Here is a 24605-nt window from a genome sequence, read left to right as displayed (position 1 = left end):
CACGGACAAAAGAGCCGAGCTCAAGTGAACCGGCCCACGCCAGTAAAAACCGACAACTTCTTTCTGCTGATCTTCCGTGCACTGCGCCACCGCCGTGTACCGATTGCATTGCGCATCGCCAGCCATAACGTGATCCTGGTCGCTCTGGCCCTGGTGATCTACGCCTGCGTGATGGGTTTGCAGTTCAAGCAGGCCATGCATGAGCAGGCGGATGCGCTGGGTGAAAGCCTGACCACGCAGACAGCCACTTCGGCTACCGAGCTGTTGGTGTCCAACGACATCCTCAGCCTCAACGTGCTGCTCAACAACCTGACCAAGAACAAGCTGGTGGCCCATGCCGCCATCTATAGCATGGATAACCGCATCCTTGCCGAGGCCGGCCAGCGTCCCAAGCACGGCCTGTTGGGCGAGGCCGAAGGCATCTATCAGAGCAAGATCACCTTCCAGGACGTGACCGCCGGACAATTGCGCATCAGCCTGGACATGGATCAGTTCCAACAGCCGATGACCATCAGCCTGCAGAGCATGGGCATTTTGAGCGCCATCCTGCTGGCTTTGTCCCTGGCCTTGAGCCTGCGTCTGGGCCGACACCTCTCTACTCCACTCCTGCAATTGCGGGTATGGCTGCGCAACATTGACGAACACACCCCGGCCACTGAACGCCAGGACGAGATCGGCGACCTCGCGCGCCAGCTGCACGCCAACTTCGCGCCGGAACCGGCCGAACCCGAGCCTGTGCCGGAACCCGAGTTCGACGACAACGACTATGACGATGCCGAACCGGGCTTCGAAGTGCGTAACCTGCGTGATCCAAGCTTTGATGAAAGCCGTCCGATGACCGCGCTGAAGGCTGCACCACGGCGCACCGCCAACACCGTCGAAGACGATGACGAAGATGCATTCGCCGATCTGCTCGATGATTCGCCGGACAGCGCCTTGAAACCGCTGGCCAAACCCGTGATTTCCAACGTGCCACAGCACAGCGCAGTGCTGGCTGTTCAGCTGGGCTCCCAGGAGCAACTGCGTCGCCTGCCTCGGACGCGTCTGGAAGAACTGCTCAAACGCTACCGCGACTGCCTTGACCAGGCTGCCTCGCTCTACCAGAGCGAACTGCATACCCTGAACGATGGCAGCACGCTGATGCTGTTCCACACCGAAGACAGCGGCGACGACTACCTGACCAATGCCATCTGCTGCGGTGAGCTGTTGCGCGCGCTGGGCCATCAGTTGCAGATCGAAGTCGCCGACAGCGGCATCACCCTGCAATTGCAGCTGGGCCTGACCCTGGGCGACGAGCTGTTCGGCCTGAGCCAGATCGACCTGCTGCTGACCGACCCCGCCCAGGACGCCCTGGCCCTATCGCAGCACAGCCGCAACCTGCTGCTGGTGGAGCGAAAGATCAGTGACGATGCCCTGATCCGCCAGCGCGCACGCATCCGGCCGATTGCCAGCCCGGAAGGCGCTTGCTGTGTGGAGCGCCTCATGGAGCCCTATCCGTCGATGCTGGAACGGCAGTTGGCGCGGATGCATGAGCGCCGGGCGTAGGCCATTGCCCTGATGTGAAGAAGCCCGCAGATGAGTGATCGTCTGCGGGCTTTTTGTTGCCTGTTGGGCCATCATCGCGGGCAAGCCCGCTCCCACAGGGTTTCCGGGGCGAACACAAAGTCTGTGAGCGCCATCGCCCATTGTGGGAGCGGGCTTGCCCGCGATGAGGCCATCCGCTGCACTGAATCTCCAACCCTCAGAAACAACAAAGCCCGCATCAATGCGGGCCTTGTGCTGAATCGGTGTGGACTTAGAAGCGGAACACTTCCATATCCGTACGAATCGGTGCTGCCATCGGAATCTTCGGCTGTTTTTCCGCTTCCGCAGCAGGCGCCACAGGCTTGGCTGCCGGCTTTTTAGGAGCTTCGGCGATTGGCGGTTGATTGGCCAGCGGCTTGAGCGCCACCGACAGCTGTTCGGCGAGTTTCTGCAACAGCACACCCTGAGCCTGAACCTGAGCGGCCGTGGTGCCGGCGTGTTGTTCCTGCAGATGAATGATGCGGTTGTCGCGCACCTGACCACGGCGGTCGATCAGGCGCCATTGCGCATCGAGGATCGCCGGTTGTTTTTCACCCGAATCCAGACGAGTGATGGTCAGCAGCACTTGAACATCTGGCGTGAAACCAACGGTTGCCGGCGCCAGCACCACGCGCTGGCTGTCCAGGTGACCGGCGACTTGACGCAGCAACAGCTGATCAATGTCCGAAGACAGGCTACCGGCCCAACGACCGTCGACCGAGGCTTGCAGGCTGCCATCTGGCTGGCGTTGCAACAGGGTTTCGCGCTGAAGGTAGTCAGCAACGGTTACCGGGCCCAGCAATACTGCCATGCCCGCGCTTTGCGCAGGCTGAACCGGACTTCCGCTGTCCAGTTGATACAGCGACACCGGCTGGTGAACGCTGCAACCCGCCAGGCCAAGAACGCCGGCGAGCATCAAAATAAAAGGAAGGCGCAGAGCAGTCATCGTCCCATCCAGGTGATCGCCACAAGGCTGATCACAGTGAAAATACTCAATAAATATGAAGAACGCTCGGCCACGCCGGCGCTTGAAAGGCCATATCATCCGTGAATATGCGTTCCGACTCCAGCGCGAAAGCGTCGATCTACGCGTTAAATCGTGGACCGACGCCTCTAGGACGCTTAATTGAGGTTTTCGACGAGCAGCGCATCTACCCGCTGGAAGCCACGTGGCAACTTGTTACCACGACGCCCACGCTCACCCTTGTAGTGTTCGAGGTCGTCCGCTTTCAGTGACAAGGTACGTTTTCCGGCCTGCAGCACCAATGTGGCGCCATCCGGTATGACGGCGATGTCCGTAACATACTCTTCGCGACTGGCCACACGCTCACCGGAAATCCCGATGATCTTGTTGCCTTTGCCCTTACCTAATTGTGGCAGATCGCTGATCTTGAAGATCAGCAAGCGACCTTCGGTGGTCACCGAAGCCAGCCAGTTCTGCTCACGATCGGCCACCGGGCGCGGCAGGATCACCTTGGCGTTGTTCGGCAGGCTCAACAGCGCCTTGCCCGCCTTGTTCTTGGCCTGCAGGTCTTCACCCTTGACCACGAAACCGTAACCAGCGTCGGACGCGATGACGTACAGCGCATCATCGTCCGGCATCAGCACGCATTCGAAGCTCGCCCCCGGCGGTGGCGTCAGACGACCGGTCAGCGGTTCGCCCTGGCCACGGGCCGATGGCAAGGTATGCGCGGCCACCGAGTAGCTGCGGCCAGTGGAGTCGATAAACACTGCAAATTGGTTGGAACGCCCCGCCGCCAACGCCTTGAATCCATCCCCGGCCTTGTAGGAAAGCCCCGTGGCATCGATCTCATGGCCCTTGGCCGAACGAACCCAGCCTTTTTCCGACAGCACAACGGTGACTTTCTCGTTGGGCAGCAACTCGGTTTCCGTCAGCGCCTTGGCTTCAGCGCGCTCGACGATTGGCGAGCGACGGTCGTCGCCATAGGTTTCGGCGTCCTTGATCAGCTCACTGCGCACCAGTTTCTTCAACTTGGTTTCGCTGCTCAGCAAGGCTTGCAGCTTGGCTTGTTCCTTGAGCAGTTCATCCTGCTCGGCGCGCAGCTTCATTTCTTCCAGGCGCGCCAACTGACGCAACCGGGTGTCAAGGATGTAGTCGGCCTGGACGTCGCTCAGGGCGAAGCGCTCCATCAGCTTGGCCCGCGGATGCTCCTCGGTGCGGATGATGTGAATCACCTCATCCAGGTTGAGGTAGGCAATCAGCAAACCGTCCAACAGGTGCAGGCGGCGCTCGACCTTATCGAGGCGGAACTGCAGACGGCGACGAACGGTCTGCACCCGGAATTCCAGCCATTCCACCAGCAATGCGCGCAGGTTTTTCAGCTGCGGCTTGCCGTCGAGGCCGATGATGTTGACGTTAACCCGGTAGCTGGACTCCAGGTCAGTGGTGGCGAACAGGTGCTGCATCAACGCTTCGTGATCAACGCGACTATTGACCGGAATGATCACGATGCGGCACGGGTTCTCGTGGTCCGACTCGTCGCGCAAGTCCGCGACCTGCGGCGCTTTCGACGGCTTGGCCTGCATCATCGCGGCAATCTGCTCCAGGACTTTGGCCCCGGATACCTGATGCGGCAGCGCAGTGACGACGATGTCGCCGTCTTCGATGTGGTACACGGCGCGCATGCGCACCGAGCCCTTGCCGGTTTCGTACATTTTCAGCAGGTCGGCGCGCGGCGTGATGATTTCCGCTTCCGTCGGATAGTCCGGGCCCTGGATGTGTTCGCAGAGCTGCTCCACCGTGGCCTTGGGCTCATCGAGCAAACGCACGCAGGCGCTGGCGACTTCGCGCAGGTTGTGCGGTGGTACGTCGGTGGCCATGCCCACGGCGATACCGGTGGTGCCGTTGAGCAGGATATTCGGCAAACGTGCCGGCAACACCAGCGGTTCGTCGAGAGTACCGTCGAAGTTCGGGCCCCAGTCTGCGGTGCCCTGGCCCAATTCACTGAGCAGCACTTCGGAGTAACGCGACAGCCGCGCCTCGGTGTATCGCATGGCGGCGAAGGACTTGGGATCGTCCGGCGCACCCCAGTTGCCCTGGCCATCCACCAGCGTGTAGCGGTAGCTGAACGGCTGAGCCATCAGCACCATGGCTTCGTAGCAGGCCGAGTCGCCGTGGGGGTGGAATTTACCGAGCACGTCACCGACGGTACGCGCCGACTTCTTGTGCTTGGAGTCGGCATCCAGCCCCAACTCGCTCATGGCGTAAATGATGCGCCGCTGTACGGGCTTCAGGCCGTCGCCGATATGCGGCAAGGCACGGTCCATGATCACGTACATGGAGTAGTTGAGGTAGGCATTTTCGGTGAAGTCAGCCAGCGATCGGCGTTCTACGCCATCTAAGCTGTCTGCAAGGATGTCGCTCATGCGGGCCTCATCGGTTCGTTGTCTGGCGCAGCAGCATGGTGCCACCGCGCTGGGTAAATTCAAGTTTGTTCAGCGCGCTCATGCCGAGCAGCACCTGGTCGCCATGCAGGCCGGGCGCCACCAGTGCGCGGACATCCCGCAGCACGATGTCGCCCAACTGCAAGCGTTCAATACGGGTGCGATAGCCCTGGCTCAGACCATTGGCCGTACTCAGGGTCACACCAAAACCTTCTTCCAGCTTCAAGCGCTTGGCCAATTCCGCCGGGATCGCCACATCGGTCGCGCCCGTGTCGAGCATGAAGTCCACCGGCTGGCCGTTGATCTGGCCGCTGGCGACAAAATGCCCTTGGGCATTGCCGAGCAGCTTGACCTCGACAAAACCGTCGCCCTGCTGCGAGCTAATCACGGCGTTGGGATTTTGCTGCCGCTCTTCCCATTGGCCAAAAAAACGCGTCGCCAGAAACAGCGCTGCGCACCAGGCCAGCACCATCAATACCCGTCCGGCACGTTTCCCTGGCGTTTGCTGACTCACGGCTTGGCGCTCCAGCCACCGTCAGGTGCGGCAAAGCGCCAGACGATCGGACGGACCTCGCCATCGGCGCGGCTTCCGGTGTTGTTGTCGATACCGATCCAGGCGCCCTCGGCGTCCACGACCAACGCTTCCGCCAGACCATAGTCCTGCGGATAACGGCGATTCTCCTGCAGCGCCTCGTCGGCATACGACCAGCAGCGCTCGACCTTCGCTGTCATCGCGTCACGGCGGCAAATCTCGAACACGTTGCGCTCAAGGGTAAACAGCTTGCCGTTGAACAACGACAGATCGGCAAAATCCCGGGGCATCGCCCGGGCTCGGGGAAACTGTGCAGGTTGCATTTCCTTTCCGGCCTCGCTCAGCAGCACACAGCCGCCATCGCATTCCCAGACACTTTGTTTGCGCTTGATCAGCAGCAACCCGCGACTGTCACGCTCGGCGGCCAACCACAGTTGGTCACCTTCAGGATTGATCGCCAGGCCTTCGAACAGCGCATTGAAGCGCAACAGCATGCCACTGGCCCGCGCTTCGCGAACCATGAGCGGCGAAATCGTCAGCCAGGACGTCGGCCCCGTTGGCGGAACTTGTAGCACCGCCCCGTGGGATTCGCTGACCACGTAACGGTTGCCCGCGCTGTCGCAGGTGATGCCTTCGAAATCCAGGTCACCACCGCGCACGAACGACGACACCCAGGCACGGGAACGCAACCCCCAAGGCAAACCGTTGTCGGGCACCGGAGGAACGCCGATGCCGATCGCTTCAGCTTGCCAGACGTTGCCAGCGGTTTCGAGACGGTAGATCTGGTCGTCGTCACGGTCGGACACCGTCCACAACTCGTTGCCGCACTGAGCCAGCCCGGACAGGTTGCCGCCGCGCATGCCTTCGATGGCATGCTCGGACAACAGGCGCAGTTGCGGTGTCGGCTCGGCAGACACCGTGATCGAGGTCAGCAGCAACGCACACGCCAGGGCAAAGCCCAGACGCATCAGCCCAGAACCTCGGCCAGGTTGCCCTTGGACTCCAGCCAGGTCTTGCGGTCACCGGCGCGTTTTTTCGCCAGCAGCATGTCCATGATTTCCGAGGTCGCCTCGAAATCATCCAGCGTCAGTTGCACCAACCGCCGGGTGTTCGGGTCCATGGTGGTTTCACGCAGCTGCGGCGGATTCATTTCACCCAGGCCTTTGAATCGGGTGACCTGTGGCTTGCCGCGTTTCTTCTCGGCCACCAGGCGATCGAGAATGCCGTCGCGCTCGGCTTCGTCCAGGGCGTAATAGATCTCTTTGCCCAGGTCGATGCGGTACAGCGGCGGCATGGCGACATAAACATGACCGGCATCGACCAGCGCACGGAAATGCTGGACGAACAAGGCACAGAGCAAGGTGGCGATGTGCAGACCGTCGGAGTCGGCGTCGGCGAGGATGCATATCTTGCCGTAGCGCAGCTGGCTCATGTCCGCCGCGCCCGGATCGACGCCGATGGCCACGGCGATGTTGTGCACTTCCTGGCTGGCCAGCACTTCGCTGCCGTCGACTTCCCAGGTGTTGAGGATCTTGCCGCGCAACGGCAGGATCGCCTGGAACTCTTTATCCCGCGCCTGCTTGGCCGAACCACCGGCGGAATCACCTTCCACCAGGAACAGTTCGGAACGCATCGGGTCCTGCCCGGCGCAATCGGCGAGCTTGCCCGGCAACGCCGGCCCCTGGGTGATGCGCTTGCGTTCGACCTTCTTGCTGGCCTTCAAACGACGACCGGCGTTGTTGATCGCCAGTTCGGCCAGCAGCAGGCCGGTTTCCGGGTGGGCGTTGAGCCACAGGCTGAAGGCGTCCTTGACCACACCGGAAACGAACGCCGCCGCCTCGCGGGACGATAGACGTTCCTTGGTCTGGCCGGAGAATTGCGGTTCCTGCATCTTCATCGACAGCACGAAAGCGACGCGCTCCCAGACGTCTTCCGGCGCCAGCTTCACACCGCGCGGCAACAGGCTGCGGAATTCGCAGAACTCGCGCATGGCGTCGAGCAGGCCCTGACGCAGACCGTTGACATGGGTGCCGCCCTGAGCGGTCGGGATCAGGTTGACGTAGCTTTCCTGCACCGCGTCGCCACCTTCCGGCAACCACAGCAAGGCCCAGTCCACCGCTTCCTTGTTACCGGCCAGGCTGCCGCAGAACGGCTCGTCCGGCAGGCGTTCGAACTCGCTGACCGCGTCCACCAGGTAGGAACGCAGACCATCTTCATAATGCCACTCGACCTTCTCGCCGGTGCCTTTGTCTTCGAAGCTGACCAACAGGCCAGGGCACAACACGGCTTTGGCCTTGAGTACGTGCTTGAGGCGGCTGATGGAGAATTTTGGTGAATCGAAGTATTTCGGATCCGGTGCGAAGAACACGCTGGTGCCGGTGTTGCGCTTGCCGACGGTGCCGACGATTTCCAGTTCGCTGGCCTTGAAGCCGTCGGCGAAGGTCATCTGGTACTCGTTACCGTCACGCTTTACGCGCACCCGGACTTCGGTCGACAAGGCGTTGACCACCGAAATACCCACCCCGTGCAGACCGCCGGAGAACTGGTAGTTCTTGTTGGAAAACTTGCCGCCCGCATGAAGCTTGGTGAGGATCAGTTCGACGCCTGACACGCCTTCTTCCGGGTGAATATCCACTGGCATGCCACGGCCGTCATCGCTGACTTCCAGCGAGTGATCGGCGTGCAGGATGACCTGTACCGATTTGGCATGTCCGGCCAGGGCTTCGTCGACGCTGTTGTCGATGACTTCCTGGGCGAGGTGGTTCGGCCGGCTGGTGTCGGTGTACATGCCGGGGCGTTTGCGCACCGGGTCGAGGCCCGAGAGGACTTCGATGGCGTCGGCGTTATAAGAGCTAGCGCTGGGAGTGGCCATGGGGTCTCGTCGTCCTTCAGTAAAAAGCTGTTCAGTAAAAAAGGTTCAGTACACAACCGGGCAGCGTCTGCCGTGAAATCAGAGCGCCGTGAAATCAATGGCCTGATACACATCCGCGCCGATACCGGCAAAACTCAGCATCGCCGGCAGCTGTGCGGCAAACCCCTGGAAACCATGGTCGCCGCCGGCCTGGATACGCAAGGCGCAGGCCCGGTAATACTGCTGGGCGAGGCGATAGTCCAGCGTTTCGTCTCCGGTCTGCAACCACACCTGATAGCGATGCGGATCCTGCGGTGCCGGCACTTCCAGCTCGGCCAGGGCCGTCACGTGGTCGTGGGTCAGTTCCCAGGCCTCATCGGTATACAGGTTTTTCTGGGTTCCCAGAAATCCGTCGAACATCCGGTGCGGACTGACGGCAGGGTTGATCAACAAGGCTTTCAGGCCATGGCGCTCGGCCAGGTGAGTCGCATAGTAGCCGCCGAGCGAGCTGCCGACCAGCAATGGCCGACCGAGTTCGGCAATCGCCTGTTCCAGCTGGCCAATGGCCTCGCGGGGATGGTGATGCAGGGCGGGCACGCGCAGATGATCGCTCAAGCCCAGTCGCTCCATCACTTCGCTCAACTGAGTGGCCTTTTTTGAGGCTGGCGCGCTGTTGAAGCCGTGGATATAAAGGATCGAGCCGGACATTTGGACTCCCTGTGCGTCGGGTAAAGAAGGAGGGAGTTTACAGGGTGTCGGGGGAATCGGGGATACATGCGGAATTAGTGTCGCCAAGGCGGACGCCTTCGCGACTCGGTCATACAGAATGACAAATGAATCAGTAGCCGTTAGAACCGTAATCCACCGTAAAATCGAACCCGACGACCCGCTCCACCCCGGTTTCCAGCCGCCCGTCCGGCAACAACCGCAGCCAGCGATACCCCGGCGCCTGCTCGCCGACCTTGAAATCCTCGCTGCCCGGTTCGAACTGGATGCAGGTCGACGGCGAAGCGATCAGACGTACGTCGTTACGCAATTGATCGATTTCCTGATGCACATGCCCCCACAACACGGCGCGCACCTGTGGAAAACGATCCAGCACCGCAAACAACGCTTCGGGATTGCGCAACCCGATAGGCTCCATCCAGGCACAACCGATCGAAACCGGATGGTGATGGAAACACACCAGATGATGTCGCTGCGGCGCTTCGCTCAACGAGCGGGCCAGCAACTGCAATTGTTCGTCCTGCAAATAGCCCGGCACCGAGCCCGGCACCGCCGAATCGAGCAGCGTGACCCGCCAATTTCCGATATCCACTACCGGTTCCAACAAAGCGCTTTGCACCGCCGCCTCAGACATGATCCGCGGCTCGTCGTGATTGCCGGGAATCCAGCGCGACGGTGCATCGAGCTGTCGAGTCAAGTCGCGAAACTGTTGATAGGACTCCAGCGTGCCATCCTGGGACAGATCCCCGGTAGCCAGGATCAGATCGATCCGGGGTTGCTGCGCGCGCACCAGCTCGATGACTTTTTGCAGGCTGTCGCGGGTGTTCATGCCCAGCAACGTACCGTCCGCCTCGGCAAACAGATGGCTGTCGGAAAGTTGCACCAGCAACGCCGGATCGGCGGCGGTCAATGTGGATACGCTCGGCAAGGCGTTCTCCCAGGGCATGATCACGGGAATGGAGGATGGCGCAATTATGCTGGGGGATGATCGAAAAGGGGAATCCGTGAACCTGACGCAGTTCACAAGAACGTTAACGGACGACTTCGTACTCATGCCCCAACGCCAGGCAATGGCTCAGCCATTCGCCCAGAAACATGTTCAACTGGGCCTTCTCGTCGGGCTGGTGCATCGAGGCGTTCGGGTAAGGATAGATGCCGCGAAAGCGTCGCGCGTGCTCGGCGCTGACCACTTCGGCCATGCAGGCGTCGTGGTAGACCTGAACCTCCAGCTGTGGCACAGGCAGCCATGGCAAGCTGTGTTCCTGGCGCACTTGCAGGGTCGTGGTGTACGGACAGACTTGCAGCACCTCCAGCGCCAGCACGCCGAGCATCTGGTCGCCATGGGTTACGGCAATGCGCCGCGCCGCCGGCTCGCTGCGCATGTCCGGCAGCAATCGCATCAGGCGCGCGTAGTTCGCCTCGCAGGACGCTTGCAGCCCCACCAGATCCACTCGATAGCGATCGCGCAACTTGTTTACGACCATAACCCCCTCACTTCAACGCGATTCAAAGCCAGCCACTGCAAGGCAATGATGCTGGGCGCGTTGGCAATACGTCCGTCGCGTACGGCCTGCAGGGCATCTTCAAAGGCCCACACCGTGACGCGGATATCTTCTGCTTCTTCCTCCAGCCCATGCAGGCCGCCGACCCCGTTACTGTCGCAGCGCCCCAGGTACAAATGCACGAATTCGTTGCTGCCGCCCGGCGATGGAAAATATTTGGTCATCGGCCACAGCGCCCCGATCACAAGCCCAGCTTCCTCCTGCGCTTCGCGGTGAGCAACTTCTTCCGGTTGTTCGTCCTTGTCGATCAGACCGGCGACCAGTTCGATCAGCCATGGATTATCGGTCTTGCCCACGGCGCCGACGCGAAACTGCTCGATCAGCACCACTTCGTCGCGCTGTGGATCGTAAGGCAGCATGCACACGGCATCGTGACGGACAAACAATTCACGATGGATTTCACGACTCATGCCCCCGGCGAACAATTCGTGACGCAAGTGCACGCGATCGAGCTTGTAGAAGCCCTCGAAGCACTTTTCGCGCCGAACGATATCGACGGCGGTCGGAATGGCGTTGGCAAAATCGGTCATGACAATCCTCTTGTTTCACATCCAATACGAGGCTCCTTTTTTCCTTGAACCTCGACTTCGCGCCATCCTAACGCGCCCGCGACGTTTGATGCAGCCCCTTTCCCGTCAGCGGGATAGACGGTGAGGGCGAAACCCACTCTAATTAGCTTAGTGGCGAACTGACTGCTCCGTTGAGAGTCGAAGCGGGTAACTTTTTGCCTTTCCCTGTTTTATGAAGGACACCCATGTCGCTTTTTAAAATCGCCTCCATGGCCGCTATCGCCCTCACCCTGGGTGCCTGCCAGAGCCTGTTCCAGCCCAACTATCGAGTGCCGCTGGAAACCACCCGCGATGCCAGCGAACAGCTGAAACCGGGTTGCAAGGACCAGGACTGCCCACTGGTGAATATCGACACACTGCGATTCCCTGATGAGCCACAACTGGACGACATCATCGAGAAACGCCTGCTGCAAATGACCCGCACCTCGCCCGACGCCCCGGTCGCGCCGACACTGGCGGCGTATCGCGATCAGTTTTTGCGCACTGCCGGACCGCGCAACAGCAGTTATCTGCAAGCGAAAGTACGCGAGCAGCATGACGGCTTGGTGATCATCGAATTGTCCAGCTACCTGGACACCGGCGGTGCCCATGGCACACCGGGTCGAGGTTTCATCAACTATTCACGCCAGCAGCATAAAGTGCTGACGCTGTCGGACATGCTGGTGCCGGGGCAGGAAGAAGCCTTCTGGAAAGCGGCGCAGGTGGCACACAACAGCTGGCTGATCAGCACCAAGCTCGATCAGGAACCGGAGTTCGTGAAGAGCTGGCCGTTCCAGAAAACCCAGAACGTGGCGCTGACCTATGGCGGGGTGATCCTCAAGTACGAAACCAGCAGCATCGCGCCTTACGCGCTGGGCCATGTCGAACTGAAGATCCCCTACCCTCGCCTGAACGGCATCATCAAGCCCGAGCTGTTTCCCGGCCGTAACTGAAGGCACGGCCCAGCACAAGCTGCAGCAGCCCTGCCAGGACCAGCGCCGGCAGGGTTGCGCCGATGTCCGGATACAGATTGGCCAGCAGATGGTAAGTGCTGATCCCGCCCAGCCAGGCGAGCAGTGCCGGCCAGCGCAACGCGGCTGACGCCACTTGGCCACTGCGTTTGCGCAGGATGAAGTGATCCACCAGCACGACGCCGAACAACGGCGCGAACACCGAACCGATCAACAACAGGAAGTTCTGGTACTGGGCCAGGGGCGCCAGCAAGGCGATCAAGGTGCAGACCACACCGATGGCCAGCGCCAGGTGTTCGACCTTCAAGCGCAACAGAATCCCGCTGGACACCGCCGCCGAGTGAATATCGGCAAAGGCGTTTTCCGATTCATCCAGCAGAATCAGCAGCAGCGGAATCCCCAGGCCGGCACCGGCCAACGCCAACAGCAAGGCATTGACTTCACCGCTCGGCGCAAACGCCAGGGTGTAGGCCACGCCCAGGCTCATCAGCCAGAAATTACCGATAAAGAAACCGATCGCGGTGCCACCGAAGACATTTTTCGCCCGTTTGCCGAAACGCGAGTAGTCGGCAATCAGCGGCAACCACGACAGCGGCATGGCGATGGCGATGTCAAAGCCCACGGCGAACGGCATCGAACCGTCACCGGCCTGCGCCCACAACGCCGCCAGGTCTGCCTTGGCGAACAGGTTCCAGGTCAGCCAGATGCACGCGGCCAACAGCAGCCAGATACCCCACTTGCGCAGGATCTGCCGCACGAAGGTCAACGGACCGCTGACGGCCAGCAAGGTCGCCAATGCACCGAAGAACAGCGTCCACAACACTGGATTGGACATCAGGCTGCCTTCGTTGAAGGCGCGCGCTCCCAGCAGGCTGGCGGCATCGCGCATGACGATGATTTCGAACGAGCCCCAGCCGATCAGTTGCAGCAGGTTCAGCACCGCCGGCAGGCTCGCGCCCTTGGCACCCAGGCTGAGCTTGAGCGCAGCCATCGACGACAGGCCGGTGTCGCTGCCGATCACGCCGACCGAGGCCAGCAGCAGAACGCCGACCAGCGTGCCGAGGAAAATCGCCAGCAACGAGCCCGAAAGCCCCAGGCCAGGCGCAAGCAAGGCGCCGGTCTGCAGGACCATCAGGCCGATGCCGAGGGAGAACCACAGGGAAAACAGATCGCGCCCACCGAAGACTCGTTTGTCGATCGGCACCGCGATATCGGGTGAGTAAGTGCTGGGTTGAATGCTCAAGGGTGTTATCTCAGAGGGACATTTGTTGTTGTGTAGGTCGCTATCGCCAGCAGGCTGGCTCCCACAGGGGACATGTGAAAGGCACAGATCCAATGTGGGAGCCAGCCTGCTGGCGATGGGGCCTGTGCAGGCCCCTCCTTTTCAGGTCAGATCAAACTTTCTGGTACAGCTGACTGCCTTCCTGCTTGAAGCGCTCGGCCTGTTCGGCCATGCCCTGGGCGACGTCCACGTCGACCGCTTCGATCCGCTGGTTGGCCGCGTATTCACGGACTTCCTGGGTGATTTTCATCGAACAGAATTTCGGCCCGCACATGGAGCAGAAGTGCGCGACCTTGGCCGAATCCTTCGGCAGGGTTTCATCGTGATACGAACGAGCGGTGTCCGGATCAAGGCCCAGGTTGAACTGATCCTCCCAACGGAATTCGAAACGCGCCTTGCTCAGGGCATTGTCGCGGATCTGCGCGCCCGGATGCCCCTTCGCCAGATCGGCGGCATGCGCGGCGATCTTGTAGGTGATGATCCCGGTCTTCACGTCATCCTTGTTCGGCAGGCCCAGGTGTTCCTTGGGTGTTACGTAGCAGAGCATGGCGCAACCGAACCAGCCGATCATCGCCGCGCCGATGCCGGAGGTGATGTGGTCGTAGCCCGGCGCAATGTCGGTGGTCAGCGGGCCGAGGGTGTAGAACGGCGCCTCGTCGCAGCACTCGAGCTGCTTGTCCATGTTCTCTTTGATCAACTGCATCGGCACGTGGCCCGGGCCTTCGATCATGCATTGCACGTCGTGCTTCCAGGCGATCTTGGTCAACTCGCCGAGGGTTTCCAGCTCGCCAAACTGCGCTTCGTCGTTGGCGTCGGCAATCGAACCCGGACGCAGGCCATCGCCCAGCGAGAAGCTGACGTCGTAGGCCTTCATGATTTCGCAGATGTCTTCGAAATGGGTGTAGAGGAAGTTTTCCTTGTGATGCGCCAGGCACCACTTAGCCATGATCGAACCGCCACGGGAAACGATGCCGGTCACGCGCTTGGCAGTCATCGGCACGTAGCGCAGCAATACGCCGGCGTGGATGGTGAAGTAGTCGACGCCCTGCTCGGCCTGCTCAATCAGCGTGTCGCGGAACAGCTCCCAGGTCAGGTCTTCGGCCACGCCGCCGACTTTTTCCAGGGCCTGGTAGATCGGTACGGTGCCGATCGGCACCGGCGAGTTGCGGATGATCCACTCCCGGGTTTCGTGAATATGCTTGCCGGTAGACAGGTCCATGACCGTGTCCGAACCCCAGCGGATACCCCAGGTCAGTTTCGCCACTTCTTCTTCGATGGACGAGCCCAGGGCGCTGTTGCCGATGTTGCCGTTGATCTTCACCAGGAAGTTACGGCCGATGATCATCGGTTCCAGTTCGGTGTGGTTGATGTTGGCCGGAATGATCGCGCGACCGCGGGCGATCTCGTCACGGACAAATTCGGGCGTAATGATTTTCGGCACGCTGGCGCCGAAGCTGTGACCGGCGTGTTGCTGGTCCAGCAGGCCGGCGGCGCGGGCCACTTCCAGCTTCATGTTTTCGCGGATGGCGACGTATTCCATCTCGGCGGTAATGATGCCTTGACGCGCGTAGTGCATCTGACTGACGTTGGCCCCCGGCTTGGCGCGGCGCGGGTTGTTGACGTGAGCGAAACGCAGCTTGGTCAATTCCGGATCGGCGAGGCGCTCCTGGCCGAAGTTCGAGCTCAGGCCACTCAGGCGTTCGGTGTCGCCACGGGATTCGATCCACGGCGAGCGCACGTCGGCCAGGCCTTTGCGCACGTCGATAATCACGTTGGGGTCGGTGTACGGGCCAGATGTGTCGTACACCACCACCGGTGCGTTGACTTCACCGCCGAAGTCGGTCGGCGTCACGTCGAGGCTGATTTCACGCATCGGCACGAGGATGTCGGGACGGCTGCCCTGAACGTAGATTTTTTGCGAGCGGGTAAACGGCTGAACCGATTGCTGATCGACCTTGGCCGAGTCACTCAGGTTGGTGGCATTTTTTGCTTTTATGGTCATCACGGGCTCTCCAGACATCATCCAGGCAGTGGAATTTTGTCGGAGCGAACCTGTAACGAATGGACGCACGTGAGCTGGGAAAACCAGCTGTGCTGTGCTCAGTACTCGAGGGGTGTTCGATTGTCGAACAACATCCCGGACGAAGCACAAGAGGACTCGCCGGGTGACGAGAAATCTTGTTCCCTACGCAGGCGCTAACCTGATCAGGTTCAACGGGATCCGAAATTATTCGATCTCAGCCTCATAGCAAGGCACCCCGACAAGAACGTGGCCAGTCTAGACACAACTGATCAAGAACGCCAACACGGCGATAAACACCGTGATGAATGGCGCAATTACAGGATTGTTGCCGGACGAACGCACAACTACACTCGCAGCGGCCATGCCGTGCATTGACGCTGCGGGTGCCGCGCCGTAGCCTTGGCGCTCAAATTATCAGTGTAATTTTCAGGGATCGCCTCATGCTGCGCAAACTCTCACTGGCCCTTGCCGTGTCTTGTGCGTCCAATGGAATGGCCTGGGCAGAAGAAGCGCCCTTATCGACCAAAACCGACCTGGTCAGCGTCTATCAGGAAGCGGTCGACAACAACGCCGATCTCGCGGCCGCCATCGCCCAATATGGCGCGCAAAAAGAAGTCGTGCCTCAGGCCCGTGCCGGGCTGCTGCCCAATCTCTCGGGTGGCGCTGATGTTTCCAGCGTTCGCACCTCGATCGATCAGCCTTCGGCCACCGCCAACCGCAATGCTCATTCCTACCAGGCCACCCTGGCGCAGCCGCTGTTCCGTGCCGACCGCTGGTTCCAGTTCCAGGCGGCCAAGGATGTGAACGAACAGGCCGCCCTGCAACTCTCGGCGACCGAGCAAAACCTGATCCTGCAGACTGCCGACAGCTACTTCAACGTGCTGCGCAGCCAGGACAACCTGGCTTCGACCAAGGCCGAAGAAGCGGCATTCAAGCGCCAGCTCGATCAATCCAACGAGCGCTTCGATGTCGGCCTCTCGGACAAGACCGACGTACTGAACTCACAAGCCAGCTATGATACCGCCCGGGCCAACCGCATCGTCGCGCAGCGCCAGGTGGATGATGCCTTCGAAGCCCTGGTCACCCTGACCAATCGACGCTACAACTCGATCCAGGGCATCAGCCACAATCTGCCGATCCTGCCGCCGGCACCGAATGACGCCAAGGCCTGGGTTGAAACAGCGGCCAGACAGAACCTTAATTTGCTGGCCAGCAACTACGCGGTCAGCGCCGCCGAACAAACCCTCAAACAGCGCAAGGCGGGTCATGCGCCGACCGTCGATGCCGTGGCCAGGTACGAGAAGGGCGACAACGATGCGCTGGGTTTCAGCAACCCTAGCGCCTTCGGCGTGCCGTACAAGGGTGACGTCGAACAATCGTCGATCGGGCTGCAACTGAACATTCCGATCTACAGCGGCGGACTGATCAATTCCCAGGTGCGGCAGTCGTACGCCCAGCTGGACCAGACCGAGCAGCAACGCGAATCCCTGCGCCGGCAAATCGTGGAGAACACCCGTGACCTGCATCGTGCGGTGAACACCGATGTCGAGCAGGTGCAGGCGCGCAAACAGTCGATCATCTCCAACCAGAGTGCGGTGGAAGCGACCGAAATCGGTTATCAGGTGGGAACACGAAACATCGTCGACGTGCTGGATGCGCAACGTTCGCTGTACAACTCCGTGCGTGATTACAACAACACCCGCTACGACTACATCCTCGACAACTTGCGCTTGAAACAACAGGCCGGCACGTTGAACCCGGGGGACTTGCAGGATCTGGCGCGCTGGCTCAAGCCTGACTACAACCCGGACAAGGACTTCCTGCCACCGGATCTGGCCAAGGCAGCAGCCGAACAACTCAAAGCCAGACCTTAAAAGCAAATACTGTGGCGAGGGAACTTGCTCCCTCGCCACAGGTGTCAAGTCAGTCGATCAACCGCCCCAGCCCATCCAGCAACCGCTGCAATGCGCCCTGATTGGTGCGCATCACCTTCAGCCCGGCCTGCGCCATGCGTTGCGCATCCCTCGGCAATTCGAACAACCGCTGCACCGCCAACGCCAACCCTTCGGCATCTTCCACTTCCTGCAACGCCCCGGCACTGCGCAACTGCGCGGCGATTTCGAGGAAGTTGAACAGGTGCGGACCACTGAGTACCGGTTTGGCCAGTGCTGCCGGTTCCAGCAGGTTATGCCCGCCGTTGGGCACCAGGCTACCGCCGACGAACGCGCTGTCGGCCAAGGCATAGAGAAATAGCAGTTCGCCCATGGTGTCGCCCAGCAGCACCGAAGTGTTGGCGGTGACTGGCTCGCCACTGGAGCGCCGGACCGTAGCAAACCCCTGTTGACGGCACAATTCGAACACCGGATTGAAGCGTTCTGGATGACGCGGCACCAGAATCAGCAAGGTATCGGGATGGCTCGCCAGCAACTGGCGATGGGCGGCCAGCACCACTTCGTCTTCGCCGTCGTGCGTACTGGCGGCGATCCACACCGGGCGCTCCTGCGCCTGCCATTGCCCGCGCAACTCGGCGGCACGCTGCAACAGCTGCGGGTCGATGGTCAGGTCGAACTTGATCGAACCGGTGACTTCGACGGTTTCAGCCCGCGCGCCCAACTCACGAAAACGCTGGGCCTCTGCTTCTGTCTGCACCGCGAACAAACTCATCTCAGCGAGCATCGGTCCGGTCAACTTACCGAAGCGGCCGTAGCCTTTGGCCGAGCGCTCGGACAATCGGGCATTGGCCAGCGCCACGGGAATTCCACGCTGGGCACATTGATGGATATGGTTGGGCCAGAGCTCGGTTTCCATAATCACCGCCAGTTTCGGCCGAACCTGATCGAGGAAGCGCTTCGCCGCGCACGGCAAGTCATAAGGCAGGTAGCAGTGCTGGATGCGCGGTTCATTGGCGAACAACGCCTGAATGCGCTCGGACCCGGTTGGCGTCATGCAGGTCACGGTGATCGGCAGCTGTGGATAACGTTGCAGCAAGGCGCGAATCATCGGCGCGGCGGCAATGCTTTCGCCCACGGACACTGCGTGCACCCAGAGACCGCCCGGTTTCATCGTCGGTATCCCATAGGAAAAACGCTCGCCAATGCGTTTGGCATAGGCCGGCGCCTTGCGCGCCCGCAGCCACAGCCGAATCGCCACCAATGGCAGCCCCAGATAAAACAACGCGGTGTAGAGAGTTCTATTCATGGCGGCGGAGTTTATCGGTTTTTTCGCCGATCGCCTGCAAGTGCACGGCAAATCGTTCCGCCAGCCAGCGCGCCGCCGGCCCGAGCGGCTCATCGCGACGCCAGACCAGCTCCACCACCAAGGCTGGCGGGGTCCACTCGCTGCTCAGTTCGACCATCTGCCCGTGATAGGTCGGGTACTGCACCACGTGGCGCGGCAGCCAGGCCCAACCGAGGCCGCGCACCAGCCATTCAGCCATCACGTAAAAACTGTCGGCGCGCCAGACTTGCGGGCTGGCCGGTTCGCTGCCGGGGTAAACGCTGGACTGGGTCGACATCAGCAATTGACGATGTTGCGCCAGTTGCTGGCAATCGACCTGCGCCTGCCTGGCCAACGGATGGTCGACACCACAGACAGTGACCATTTCCACACTGCCGAGCACGCGCCGCTCCAGCGCTTCGGGAATCTGATCATGAAAGAACAGCAAGCCCAGATCGGCACGGCGTTCCACCAGTTTGCGCGCGACCTCGCCCTGGGCGGCGCTGGTCAATTGCACTTCAAGACTGGGAAAGCGCTCGGCCAGTGCCTCGAAGCTTTCAATGATCGGTTGATAAGGCATCGCCTCATCCTGGGCCAGACGCAGGCGGGCCTCCTGCCCGCGCATCATCGCCAGTGCCCGGCCATTGAGGCGCTCGCACTGGCGCAGCACTTCCCGCGCCTCGTCCAGCAAGGCATTGCCGGCCTCGGTGAGTTTCGGCTGACGGCCGCTGCTGCGGTCGAACAGGCTCACGCCCAGGTCTTCCTCCAGCGACGCGATCGCACTGCTGACCGCCGACTGCGCCTTGCGCTGCTCCCGTGCCACAGCGGAAAACGACCGTTGCTCGGCCACGCTGACAAACAGGCGCAACTGCTCCAGATTCCATTGCATGTTCATGGATCAACCCATCTTGCTAGCAGATAGGTAATGACTTTACCGCATCTGAAGAGTCTCTAAAATGCCGACCTCAGAAAGCAGCACTTCACACGAGGATTGACCCATGACCGCTTACTACTACCTGGCCATAGCCATCTGCGCCGAAGTGATTGCCACTGTTTCGATGAAAGCGGTCAAGGGCTTCAGCACCCCGCTGCCACTGCTGTTGGTCATCGTCGGTTACGGCATTGCCTTCTGGATGCTGACCCTGGTGGTGCGCAGTGTGCCGGTGGGCGTGGCTTATGCGGTGTGGGCCGGCATGGGCATCGTGATGGTCAGCGTCGCGGCGCTGTTTATCTACGGGCAGAAGCTGGATGTGCCGGCGATGATGGGGATGGCGCTCATCGTATTGGGCGTCGTGGTCATCCAGCTCTTCTCCAAAACTGCCGGGCATTAAACCCCGAACCACCCTCCCACAGGTGCAGCAGCCCTCCAATCTTCGAGTCTGTATACTGCGCCCTCGTCTTGAACACTGAGGTCGTTGCATGCCATCCGTTATTTCCACCGACGTTCTGATTGTCGGCGCTGGTGTCGCCGGCCTCTGGCTGAATGCGCGCCTGCGCCGCCAGGGTTTTTCGACCGTGCTGGTGGAAAGCGCCAGCCTCGGCGGCGGGCAAAGCATGAAGTCTCAGGGCATCATCCATGGCGGCGCCAAATACGCCCTGCATGGCGCCCTGACCGGAGCCTCGGAAGCCATCGCCGACATGCCGCGCCGCTGGCGTGAGGCACTGGCCGGGGACGGCGAGCTGGACCTGTCCGGCGTGCGCCTGTTGTCCGAAGCCCACTACCTTTGGTCCCCCGGCACGATCGCCGGCAACCTCACCAGTTTCTTCGCCAGCAAAGCCGTGCGCGGTCGCGTCGATCAGGTCAAGGGCGACCAACTGCCACCGGCCCTGCAGGACAAGCGCTTCAAGGGCAAGGTTTATCGCCTCGCCGAACTGGTGATCGACGTGCCAAGCCTGGTCCAACGCCTGGCCGACCTGGCGGGTGATGGCTTGCTCGCCGGTCAGAAAATCGAACCGCTGCTGGAGGGTGGCGTGCTTGTCGGCCTTAAAGTGGACGAGCGTGAGATCCGCGCGCAACGCATCGTCTTGAGCGCCGGCGCCGGGACGGCGGCACTGCTTGAGGCCTTGGGCCTGAGTCAGCCGGCCATGCAACGCAGGCCGCTGCACATGATCATCGCCAAGGGCCCGAGCCTCAAACCGCTGTACGCCCACTGCCTGGGCGGCGGCACCAAACCACGCATTACCGTGACCACCCACCCGGCCGCCGACGGCCAGTGGGTCTGGTATCTGGGTGGCGATATCGCCGAGACCGACGGCGTGGCCCGTGAGCCGGCCGAACAAATCGCCACCGCCCAGAAAGAACTCGGCCAGTTGCTGCCCTGGATCGACTTGAGCACCGTGCAATGGGCCACCTTGCGCGTGGATCGTGCCGAGCCCCTGCAAACGGGGCTGACCCGCCCTGACAATGCGTTCCTGGCCGAGGAAGGTCGACTGCTGGTGGGCTGGCCGACCAAACTGGCACTGGCGCCGGACTTTGCCGATCGGGTGATCGCAAGCCTTGAGAGTGATGGCATTCGACCCGGCCCAACATCCGAATTGCCGCCCCTGCCAAAACCGCCGATGGGTGTGCCTGCCTGGGAGCAACTGCTGCCATGAGCCAACCGACCCTGCACGATCTGCATCGCCCCTTGGGCAGCACCGGCCTGCTGGTTTCGCCCCTGGGCCTGGGCACGGTCAAACTCGGCCGCGACCAAGGGGTGAAGTACCCCAATGGATTCCAGATTCCTGACGATGACGAAGCGCGGATGCTGCTCAAACTGACACGCGACCTGGGCATCAATCTGATCGACACCGCACCGGCCTATGGTCGCAGCGAAGAACGCCTCGGCCCGCTGCTGCGGGGACAGCGCCAGGATTGGGTGATTGTCAGCAAGGTCGGCGAAGAATTTGCCGACGGTCAGTCTCGCCACGATTTCACCGCCGCGCATACCCGATTTTCAGTGGAGCGTAGCCTGCAACGCCTGGAGACAGATTTCATCGATCTGGTGCTGGTGCACTCCGATGGCAACGATCTGGCGATCCTCGACGACTGCGAAGTCTATGCCACCCTCGCCGCGCTCAAGGCCGAAGGCAAGATTCGCGGCTTCGGCTTTTCCGGCAAAACCGTCGAAGGCGGTTTGAAGGCTCTGGAGCAAGGTGATTGCGCGATGGTCACCTACAATCTGAACGAACAGACCGAGAAGCCCGTCATTGACTATGCTGCTGCTCACGGCAAGGCCATTCTGGTGAAAAAAGCCCTCGCCAGCGGTCACGTGTGCCTGAGCCCGGGGGTGGATCCGGTGCGCGCGAGTTTCGAGCTGTTGTTCGAACATCCGGGTGTTGCCAGTGCTATTGTCGGGACCATCAATCCGCTGCACCTCGCCCACAACGTCGCGACCGTTGCCCAGGTCCTACGTAGCAACTGATGCCGCCCCACGCGGCCTTAAGCAGGAGCCGACATGCCGCGTACGCTCATAAGAAAGAACCCGAGCAACTTCAAGACCCTGCCGTTATTCGTCGAAGCGACTCCCGAAGGCCTGAGTTATCAGAGCGTCGGGAGGCCGCTCAACTTCTCCCAGATCCTCCAGCGTCGCCGCCCCGTAACGGTCGGTGACACCGAGCGGTTTGCCCTCGAATTGGCCAACCTCGGGGTTTCGGTACGCCTGACGCTGCATTGGCAGAATCGCGACTATTGGGTGTTGGTACGACAACGTCGGCAAGACCGTGGCGATGTGGTGCTCAAGCTGATTTCCGGCTATGTGCCGGCGCATGAACTGAATCTGCCGCTGCACACCGCAATCCAGGAGATTGCCGAGGAATGCCTGCTGGAAACCCCGGAAGGCTGGCTCGGCGGGCGCTTCCACGATACCTGGCTACCGGCGCCCTACTCTTCAGCCCTGCACTACCGCGAAGCCATGCCGTTTCGCCTGACGTCACTGTCCGGCTCGGCACGGCCGGTGCGTTGCGCCAAACTGCCGCTGATCGAACGGCCACGGGCCTATGTGCACCTGCCGACGGCGTCACTGCAACTTATCTATGATCTGCGCCTGGATGTACCCAAGGAAGCCAAATCCCTGAGCCTGTTCCATGTCGACGAACGTTTGGAGGGCGATCAATTGGTGGCCCGCCTGGACCGCAAGCGCCCCGATCTATACCTGATGCCCTTGCAGGACGGCCACCCTCTGGCCGAGCTCTACACCTTGAAAAAGGATCAATTGCACCCGGCAAGCACGCGCGGCTTGTACCTGGCGGAAAGCTTTGCCCGACAAGAAGGCTGGCTGGTCAAGGATGAGCGGATTCGCTGGAAGGATTGGGTCAGGCAGCAGGGTTTGACCCCGCCGGGGAAGGATTCAGGTCTGGCGCTGTTACGCGGGAAGGCGAAACAGCTGCTGAAGAAGATGGTGCCGCGTAAAAAGGTCAGCTCTTAACGCAAAAGATCGCAGTCCTTGTAGCAAGGCTGCGATCTTTTATGGCGTCATTCAGATTGGCGGATCTTCTCGACGATCGCGGTCGTTGAGCTGTTTTCCACCAAACCCAGCACTTTCACCGTCCCACCATAAGCGGTCACGATGTCCGCGCCGACAACCTGATCGATCCCGTAGTCCCCGCCCTTGACCAGCACGTCCGGCTTGACCTCGCGCAGCAGGTTTTCCGGGGTGCCTTCCGGGAAGCTGATCACCCAGTCCACCGCGCCCAGACCGGCCAGCACGGCCATGCGCCGGTCGACACTGTTGATCGGCCGACCCGGCCCTTTCAGGCGGCTGACCGACGCATCGTCGTTGACCGCGACAATCAGCCGGTCGCCCTGCGCCCGCGCTTGCTCCAGATACGTCACATGGCCGGCGTGCAGAATGTCGAAACAGCCGTTGGTGAAGACAATCTTCTCGTTGTGCGCACGGGCATCGTCGACTGCCAGCAGCAGTTGTTCGAGACCCAGCACACCGCGCTCAGAACCTTCTTCACGCTGAATGGCACGACGCAATTCCGGCGCGCTGATGGCCGCCGTACCAAGTTTGCCGACCACGATGCCCGCCGCCAGATTGGCCAGGCCGACCGCGTGAGGCAGCTCCTCGCCTGCGGCAATCGCTGCCGCCAGGGTGGAAATCACCGTATCGCCGGCACCGGTCACGTCGAACACTTCACGGGCACGCGCCGGCAGGTGCAGCGCCGGATGATCCGGGCGCAACAGGGTCATGCCGTGTTCGCCACGGGTCACCAGCAAGGCCCCCAGGTCCAGGTCGTGCATCAACTGCGCGCCCTTGCTCACCAATTCGTGCTCATCGGCACAACCACCGACGATGGTTTCGAATTCGCTGAGGTTCGGCGTGATCAGGCTCGCACCGCGGTAGATCGAGAAATCCTTGCCCTTGGGATCGGCCAGTACCGGAATGCCACGGGCACGGGCGGCCTGGATCAAGACCTGGTGATTTTTCAGCGCGCCTTTGCCGTAGTCGGACAGCACCAACACCTTGATGCCTTCGAGCAACTCGTCGACTTGCGCCGCCAGTTCGAGCGCGTCGGTGGCGAATGGCTCTTCAAAGTCGATACGCAGCAGTTGCTGGTGACGACTCATGACCCGCAGCTTGACGATGGTCGGCTGGTGCGCAACGCGCTGAAAGAGCGCCCGCACACCGGCACCCTTGAGGCTATTGGCCAGACTGTCGGCGGCTTCATCGTCGCCGGTCACGCCAACCAGCGAGGCTGGGGCGCCGAGGGCGGCAATGTTCAACGCAACGTTGGCGGCACCGCCCGGGCGGTCCTCGATGTGATCGACCTTGACTACCGGTACCGGCGCCTCAGGGGAAATCCGTGAGGTACCACCATGCCAGTAACGGTCGAGCATGACATCGCCGACCACCAAGACAGGGGCTTGATCGAATCGCGGCATGGACAACTTCATGGAGCAACCCACATACAAAATGAACAGGGGCGCGATATTAACACAGGG

21 protein-coding genes and 1 riboswitch are annotated in these 24605 nt (G+C 61.2%); of the genes, 7 read left to right on the top strand and 14 right to left on the bottom strand.

The features are described from left to right. Positions 1 to 24 precede the first annotated feature (24 nt). Positions 25 to 1545, top strand: coding sequence for an AhpA/YtjB family protein (locus FFS64_RS03255; RefSeq protein ID WP_137804210.1), 1521 nt, complete (start codon positions 25 to 27; stop codon positions 1543 to 1545). A gap of 250 nt (positions 1546 to 1795) precedes the next feature. Here FFS64_RS03255 and FFS64_RS03250 read toward each other — a convergent pair whose 3' ends face one another. The 9 genes from FFS64_RS03250 to FFS64_RS03210 form a co-directional block, all read right to left on the bottom strand. Then, positions 1796 to 2509, bottom strand: coding sequence for a membrane integrity-associated transporter subunit PqiC (locus tag FFS64_RS03250; protein ID WP_095192151.1), 714 nt, complete (start codon positions 2507 to 2509; stop codon positions 1796 to 1798). 176 nt (positions 2510 to 2685) lie between these two features. Beyond that, positions 2686 to 4950 carry a DNA topoisomerase IV subunit A gene (gene parC, locus FFS64_RS03245; RefSeq protein WP_137804209.1) on the bottom strand — a complete coding sequence of 755 codons (2265 nt, stop codon included), beginning with the start codon at positions 4948 to 4950 and terminating at the stop codon, positions 2686 to 2688. A 7-nt stretch (positions 4951 to 4957) separates the two neighbouring features. Next, positions 4958 to 5482: a TIGR02281 family clan AA aspartic protease gene (locus FFS64_RS03240; protein ID WP_137804208.1), complete on the bottom strand. Its 525-nt coding sequence runs from the start codon at positions 5480 to 5482 to the stop codon at positions 4958 to 4960. After that, positions 5479 to 6468: an esterase-like activity of phytase family protein gene (locus FFS64_RS03235; RefSeq protein ID WP_137804207.1), complete on the bottom strand. Its 990-nt coding sequence runs from the start codon at positions 6466 to 6468 to the stop codon at positions 5479 to 5481. The genes FFS64_RS03240 and FFS64_RS03235 overlap by 4 nt, the downstream gene beginning before the upstream one ends. Next, positions 6468 to 8372 (bottom strand): DNA topoisomerase IV subunit B, encoded by a 1905-nt coding sequence (gene parE, locus FFS64_RS03230; RefSeq protein ID WP_095192155.1) that lies wholly within the window; start codon positions 8370 to 8372, stop codon positions 6468 to 6470. Before parE ends, FFS64_RS03235 begins: the two co-directional genes overlap by 1 nt. Positions 8373 to 8450: 78 nt before the next feature. Then, the gene (locus FFS64_RS03225) at positions 8451 to 9059 is read right to left on the bottom strand and encodes a YqiA/YcfP family alpha/beta fold hydrolase (RefSeq protein WP_137804206.1); all 609 of its coding nucleotides are present in this window, start codon (positions 9057 to 9059) and stop codon (positions 8451 to 8453) included. A gap of 130 nt (positions 9060 to 9189) precedes the next feature. Then, complete coding sequence (gene cpdA / locus FFS64_RS03220) at positions 9190 to 10005, bottom strand: 3',5'-cyclic-AMP phosphodiesterase (protein WP_137804205.1); 816 nt, start codon at positions 10003 to 10005, stop codon at positions 9190 to 9192. Positions 10006 to 10108: 103 nt separating this feature from the next. After that, positions 10109 to 10561, bottom strand: coding sequence for a DUF1249 domain-containing protein (locus tag FFS64_RS03215; protein ID WP_008063540.1), 453 nt, complete (start codon positions 10559 to 10561; stop codon positions 10109 to 10111). Then, positions 10552 to 11169: an NUDIX domain-containing protein gene (locus FFS64_RS03210; protein ID WP_137804204.1), complete on the bottom strand. Its 618-nt coding sequence runs from the start codon at positions 11167 to 11169 to the stop codon at positions 10552 to 10554. The genes FFS64_RS03215 and FFS64_RS03210 overlap by 10 nt, the downstream gene beginning before the upstream one ends. Before the next feature lie 224 nt (positions 11170 to 11393). Here FFS64_RS03210 and FFS64_RS03205 point away from each other — a divergent pair, with 224 nt between their 5' ends. Further along, positions 11394 to 12140, top strand: a complete 747-nt coding sequence (locus FFS64_RS03205) for an RsiV family protein (RefSeq protein ID WP_137804203.1) — start codon at positions 11394 to 11396, stop codon at positions 12138 to 12140. Here the strand turns inward: FFS64_RS03205 and cytX are convergent. Together cytX and thiC are read right to left on the bottom strand one after the other, a co-directional pair. Next, positions 12109 to 13401, bottom strand: a complete 1293-nt coding sequence (gene cytX, locus FFS64_RS03200; RefSeq protein ID WP_137804202.1) for a putative hydroxymethylpyrimidine transporter CytX — start codon at positions 13399 to 13401, stop codon at positions 12109 to 12111. The genes FFS64_RS03205 and cytX overlap by 32 nt on opposite strands. A gap of 151 nt (positions 13402 to 13552) precedes the next feature. Then, complete coding sequence (gene thiC, locus FFS64_RS03195) at positions 13553 to 15442, bottom strand: phosphomethylpyrimidine synthase ThiC (RefSeq protein WP_137804201.1); 1890 nt, start codon at positions 15440 to 15442, stop codon at positions 13553 to 13555. Positions 15443 to 15605: 163 nt separating this feature from the next. Next, positions 15606 to 15711, bottom strand: a riboswitch (TPP riboswitch). Positions 15712 to 15903: 192 nt separating this feature from the next. On the opposite strand from thiC, the gene FFS64_RS03190 reads away from it, so the two are divergent. Then, positions 15904 to 17337 carry a TolC family outer membrane protein gene (locus FFS64_RS03190; protein WP_137804200.1) on the top strand — a complete coding sequence of 478 codons (1434 nt, stop codon included), beginning with the start codon at positions 15904 to 15906 and terminating at the stop codon, positions 17335 to 17337. A gap of 49 nt (positions 17338 to 17386) precedes the next feature. Here the strand turns inward: FFS64_RS03190 and waaA are convergent, their stop codons facing one another. Together waaA and FFS64_RS03180 are read right to left on the bottom strand one after the other, a co-directional pair. Beyond that, positions 17387 to 18661: a lipid IV(A) 3-deoxy-D-manno-octulosonic acid transferase gene (gene waaA, locus FFS64_RS03185; RefSeq protein ID WP_137804199.1), complete on the bottom strand. Its 1275-nt coding sequence runs from the start codon at positions 18659 to 18661 to the stop codon at positions 17387 to 17389. Continuing rightward, the gene (locus tag FFS64_RS03180) at positions 18654 to 19574 is read right to left on the bottom strand and encodes a LysR family transcriptional regulator (RefSeq protein WP_137804198.1); all 921 of its coding nucleotides are present in this window, start codon (positions 19572 to 19574) and stop codon (positions 18654 to 18656) included. The genes waaA and FFS64_RS03180 overlap by 8 nt, the downstream gene beginning before the upstream one ends. A gap of 103 nt (positions 19575 to 19677) precedes the next feature. Here FFS64_RS03180 and FFS64_RS03175 point away from each other — a divergent pair, with 103 nt between their 5' ends. The 4 genes from FFS64_RS03175 (at position 19678) to FFS64_RS03160 (ending at position 23085) form a co-directional block, all read left to right on the top strand. Further along, complete coding sequence (locus FFS64_RS03175) at positions 19678 to 20010, top strand: multidrug efflux SMR transporter (protein WP_095192165.1); 333 nt, start codon at positions 19678 to 19680, stop codon at positions 20008 to 20010. Positions 20011 to 20098: 88 nt separating this feature from the next. Continuing rightward, positions 20099 to 21274, top strand: a complete 1176-nt coding sequence (locus FFS64_RS03170) for an FAD-binding oxidoreductase (protein ID WP_137804197.1) — start codon at positions 20099 to 20101, stop codon at positions 21272 to 21274. Further along, positions 21271 to 22083 carry an aldo/keto reductase gene (locus tag FFS64_RS03165; RefSeq protein WP_095192167.1) on the top strand — a complete coding sequence of 271 codons (813 nt, stop codon included), beginning with the start codon at positions 21271 to 21273 and terminating at the stop codon, positions 22081 to 22083. The genes FFS64_RS03170 and FFS64_RS03165 overlap by 4 nt, the downstream gene beginning before the upstream one ends. A 33-nt stretch (positions 22084 to 22116) precedes the next feature. Continuing rightward, positions 22117 to 23085 (top strand): metal ABC transporter ATPase, encoded by a 969-nt coding sequence (locus FFS64_RS03160; protein WP_137804196.1) that lies wholly within the window; start codon positions 22117 to 22119, stop codon positions 23083 to 23085. 47 nt (positions 23086 to 23132) lie between these two features. Here the strand turns inward: FFS64_RS03160 and hldE are convergent, their stop codons facing one another. Continuing rightward, positions 23133 to 24557 carry a bifunctional D-glycero-beta-D-manno-heptose-7-phosphate kinase/D-glycero-beta-D-manno-heptose 1-phosphate adenylyltransferase HldE gene (hldE, locus tag FFS64_RS03155; protein ID WP_137804195.1) on the bottom strand — a complete coding sequence of 475 codons (1425 nt, stop codon included), beginning with the start codon at positions 24555 to 24557 and terminating at the stop codon, positions 23133 to 23135. Between the last annotated feature and the right edge of the window lie 48 nt (positions 24558 to 24605).

Origin of the sequence: Pseudomonas sp. G(2018) (assembly GCF_005502415.1) — a bacterium.
In the GTDB taxonomy this organism is placed as follows: domain Bacteria; phylum Pseudomonadota; class Gammaproteobacteria; order Pseudomonadales; family Pseudomonadaceae; genus Aquipseudomonas.
The sequence above is the reverse complement of the archived record's forward strand: the minus strand, read 5'-3'. Positions and strand labels throughout refer to the sequence as shown.

Excerpts from the sequence above, each read along its gene's own strand:
- FFS64_RS03180 (WP_137804198.1), bottom strand. The coding sequence starts at position 19,574 with ATGAACATGCAATGGAATCTGGAGCAGTTGCGCCTGTTTGTCAGCGTG.
- FFS64_RS03175 (WP_095192165.1), top strand. The coding sequence starts at position 19,678 with ATGACCGCTTACTACTACCTGGCCATAGCCATCTGCGCCGAAGTGATT.
- FFS64_RS03225 (WP_137804206.1), bottom strand. The coding sequence starts at position 9,059 with ATGTCCGGCTCGATCCTTTATATCCACGGCTTCAACAGCGCGCCAGCC.
- FFS64_RS03210 (WP_137804204.1), bottom strand. The coding sequence starts at position 11,169 with ATGACCGATTTTGCCAACGCCATTCCGACCGCCGTCGATATCGTTCGG.
- FFS64_RS03170 (WP_137804197.1), top strand. The coding sequence starts at position 20,099 with ATGCCATCCGTTATTTCCACCGACGTTCTGATTGTCGGCGCTGGTGTC.
- waaA (WP_137804199.1), bottom strand. The coding sequence starts at position 18,661 with ATGAATAGAACTCTCTACACCGCGTTGTTTTATCTGGGGCTGCCATTG.
- FFS64_RS03205 (WP_137804203.1), top strand. The coding sequence starts at position 11,394 with ATGTCGCTTTTTAAAATCGCCTCCATGGCCGCTATCGCCCTCACCCTG.
- FFS64_RS03160 (WP_137804196.1), top strand. The coding sequence starts at position 22,117 with ATGCCGCGTACGCTCATAAGAAAGAACCCGAGCAACTTCAAGACCCTG.
- thiC (WP_137804201.1), bottom strand. The coding sequence starts at position 15,442 with ATGACCATAAAAGCAAAAAATGCCACCAACCTGAGTGACTCGGCCAAG.
- parC (WP_137804209.1), bottom strand. The coding sequence starts at position 4,950 with ATGAGCGACATCCTTGCAGACAGCTTAGATGGCGTAGAACGCCGATCG.
- FFS64_RS03165 (WP_095192167.1), top strand. The coding sequence starts at position 21,271 with ATGAGCCAACCGACCCTGCACGATCTGCATCGCCCCTTGGGCAGCACC.
- FFS64_RS03235 (WP_137804207.1), bottom strand. The coding sequence starts at position 6,468 with ATGCGTCTGGGCTTTGCCCTGGCGTGTGCGTTGCTGCTGACCTCGATC.
- parE (WP_095192155.1), bottom strand. The coding sequence starts at position 8,372 with ATGGCCACTCCCAGCGCTAGCTCTTATAACGCCGACGCCATCGAAGTC.
- FFS64_RS03215 (WP_008063540.1), bottom strand. The coding sequence starts at position 10,561 with ATGGTCGTAAACAAGTTGCGCGATCGCTATCGAGTGGATCTGGTGGGG.
- FFS64_RS03190 (WP_137804200.1), top strand. The coding sequence starts at position 15,904 with ATGCTGCGCAAACTCTCACTGGCCCTTGCCGTGTCTTGTGCGTCCAAT.
- FFS64_RS03250 (WP_095192151.1), bottom strand. The coding sequence starts at position 2,509 with ATGACTGCTCTGCGCCTTCCTTTTATTTTGATGCTCGCCGGCGTTCTT.
- hldE (WP_137804195.1), bottom strand. The coding sequence starts at position 24,557 with ATGAAGTTGTCCATGCCGCGATTCGATCAAGCCCCTGTCTTGGTGGTC.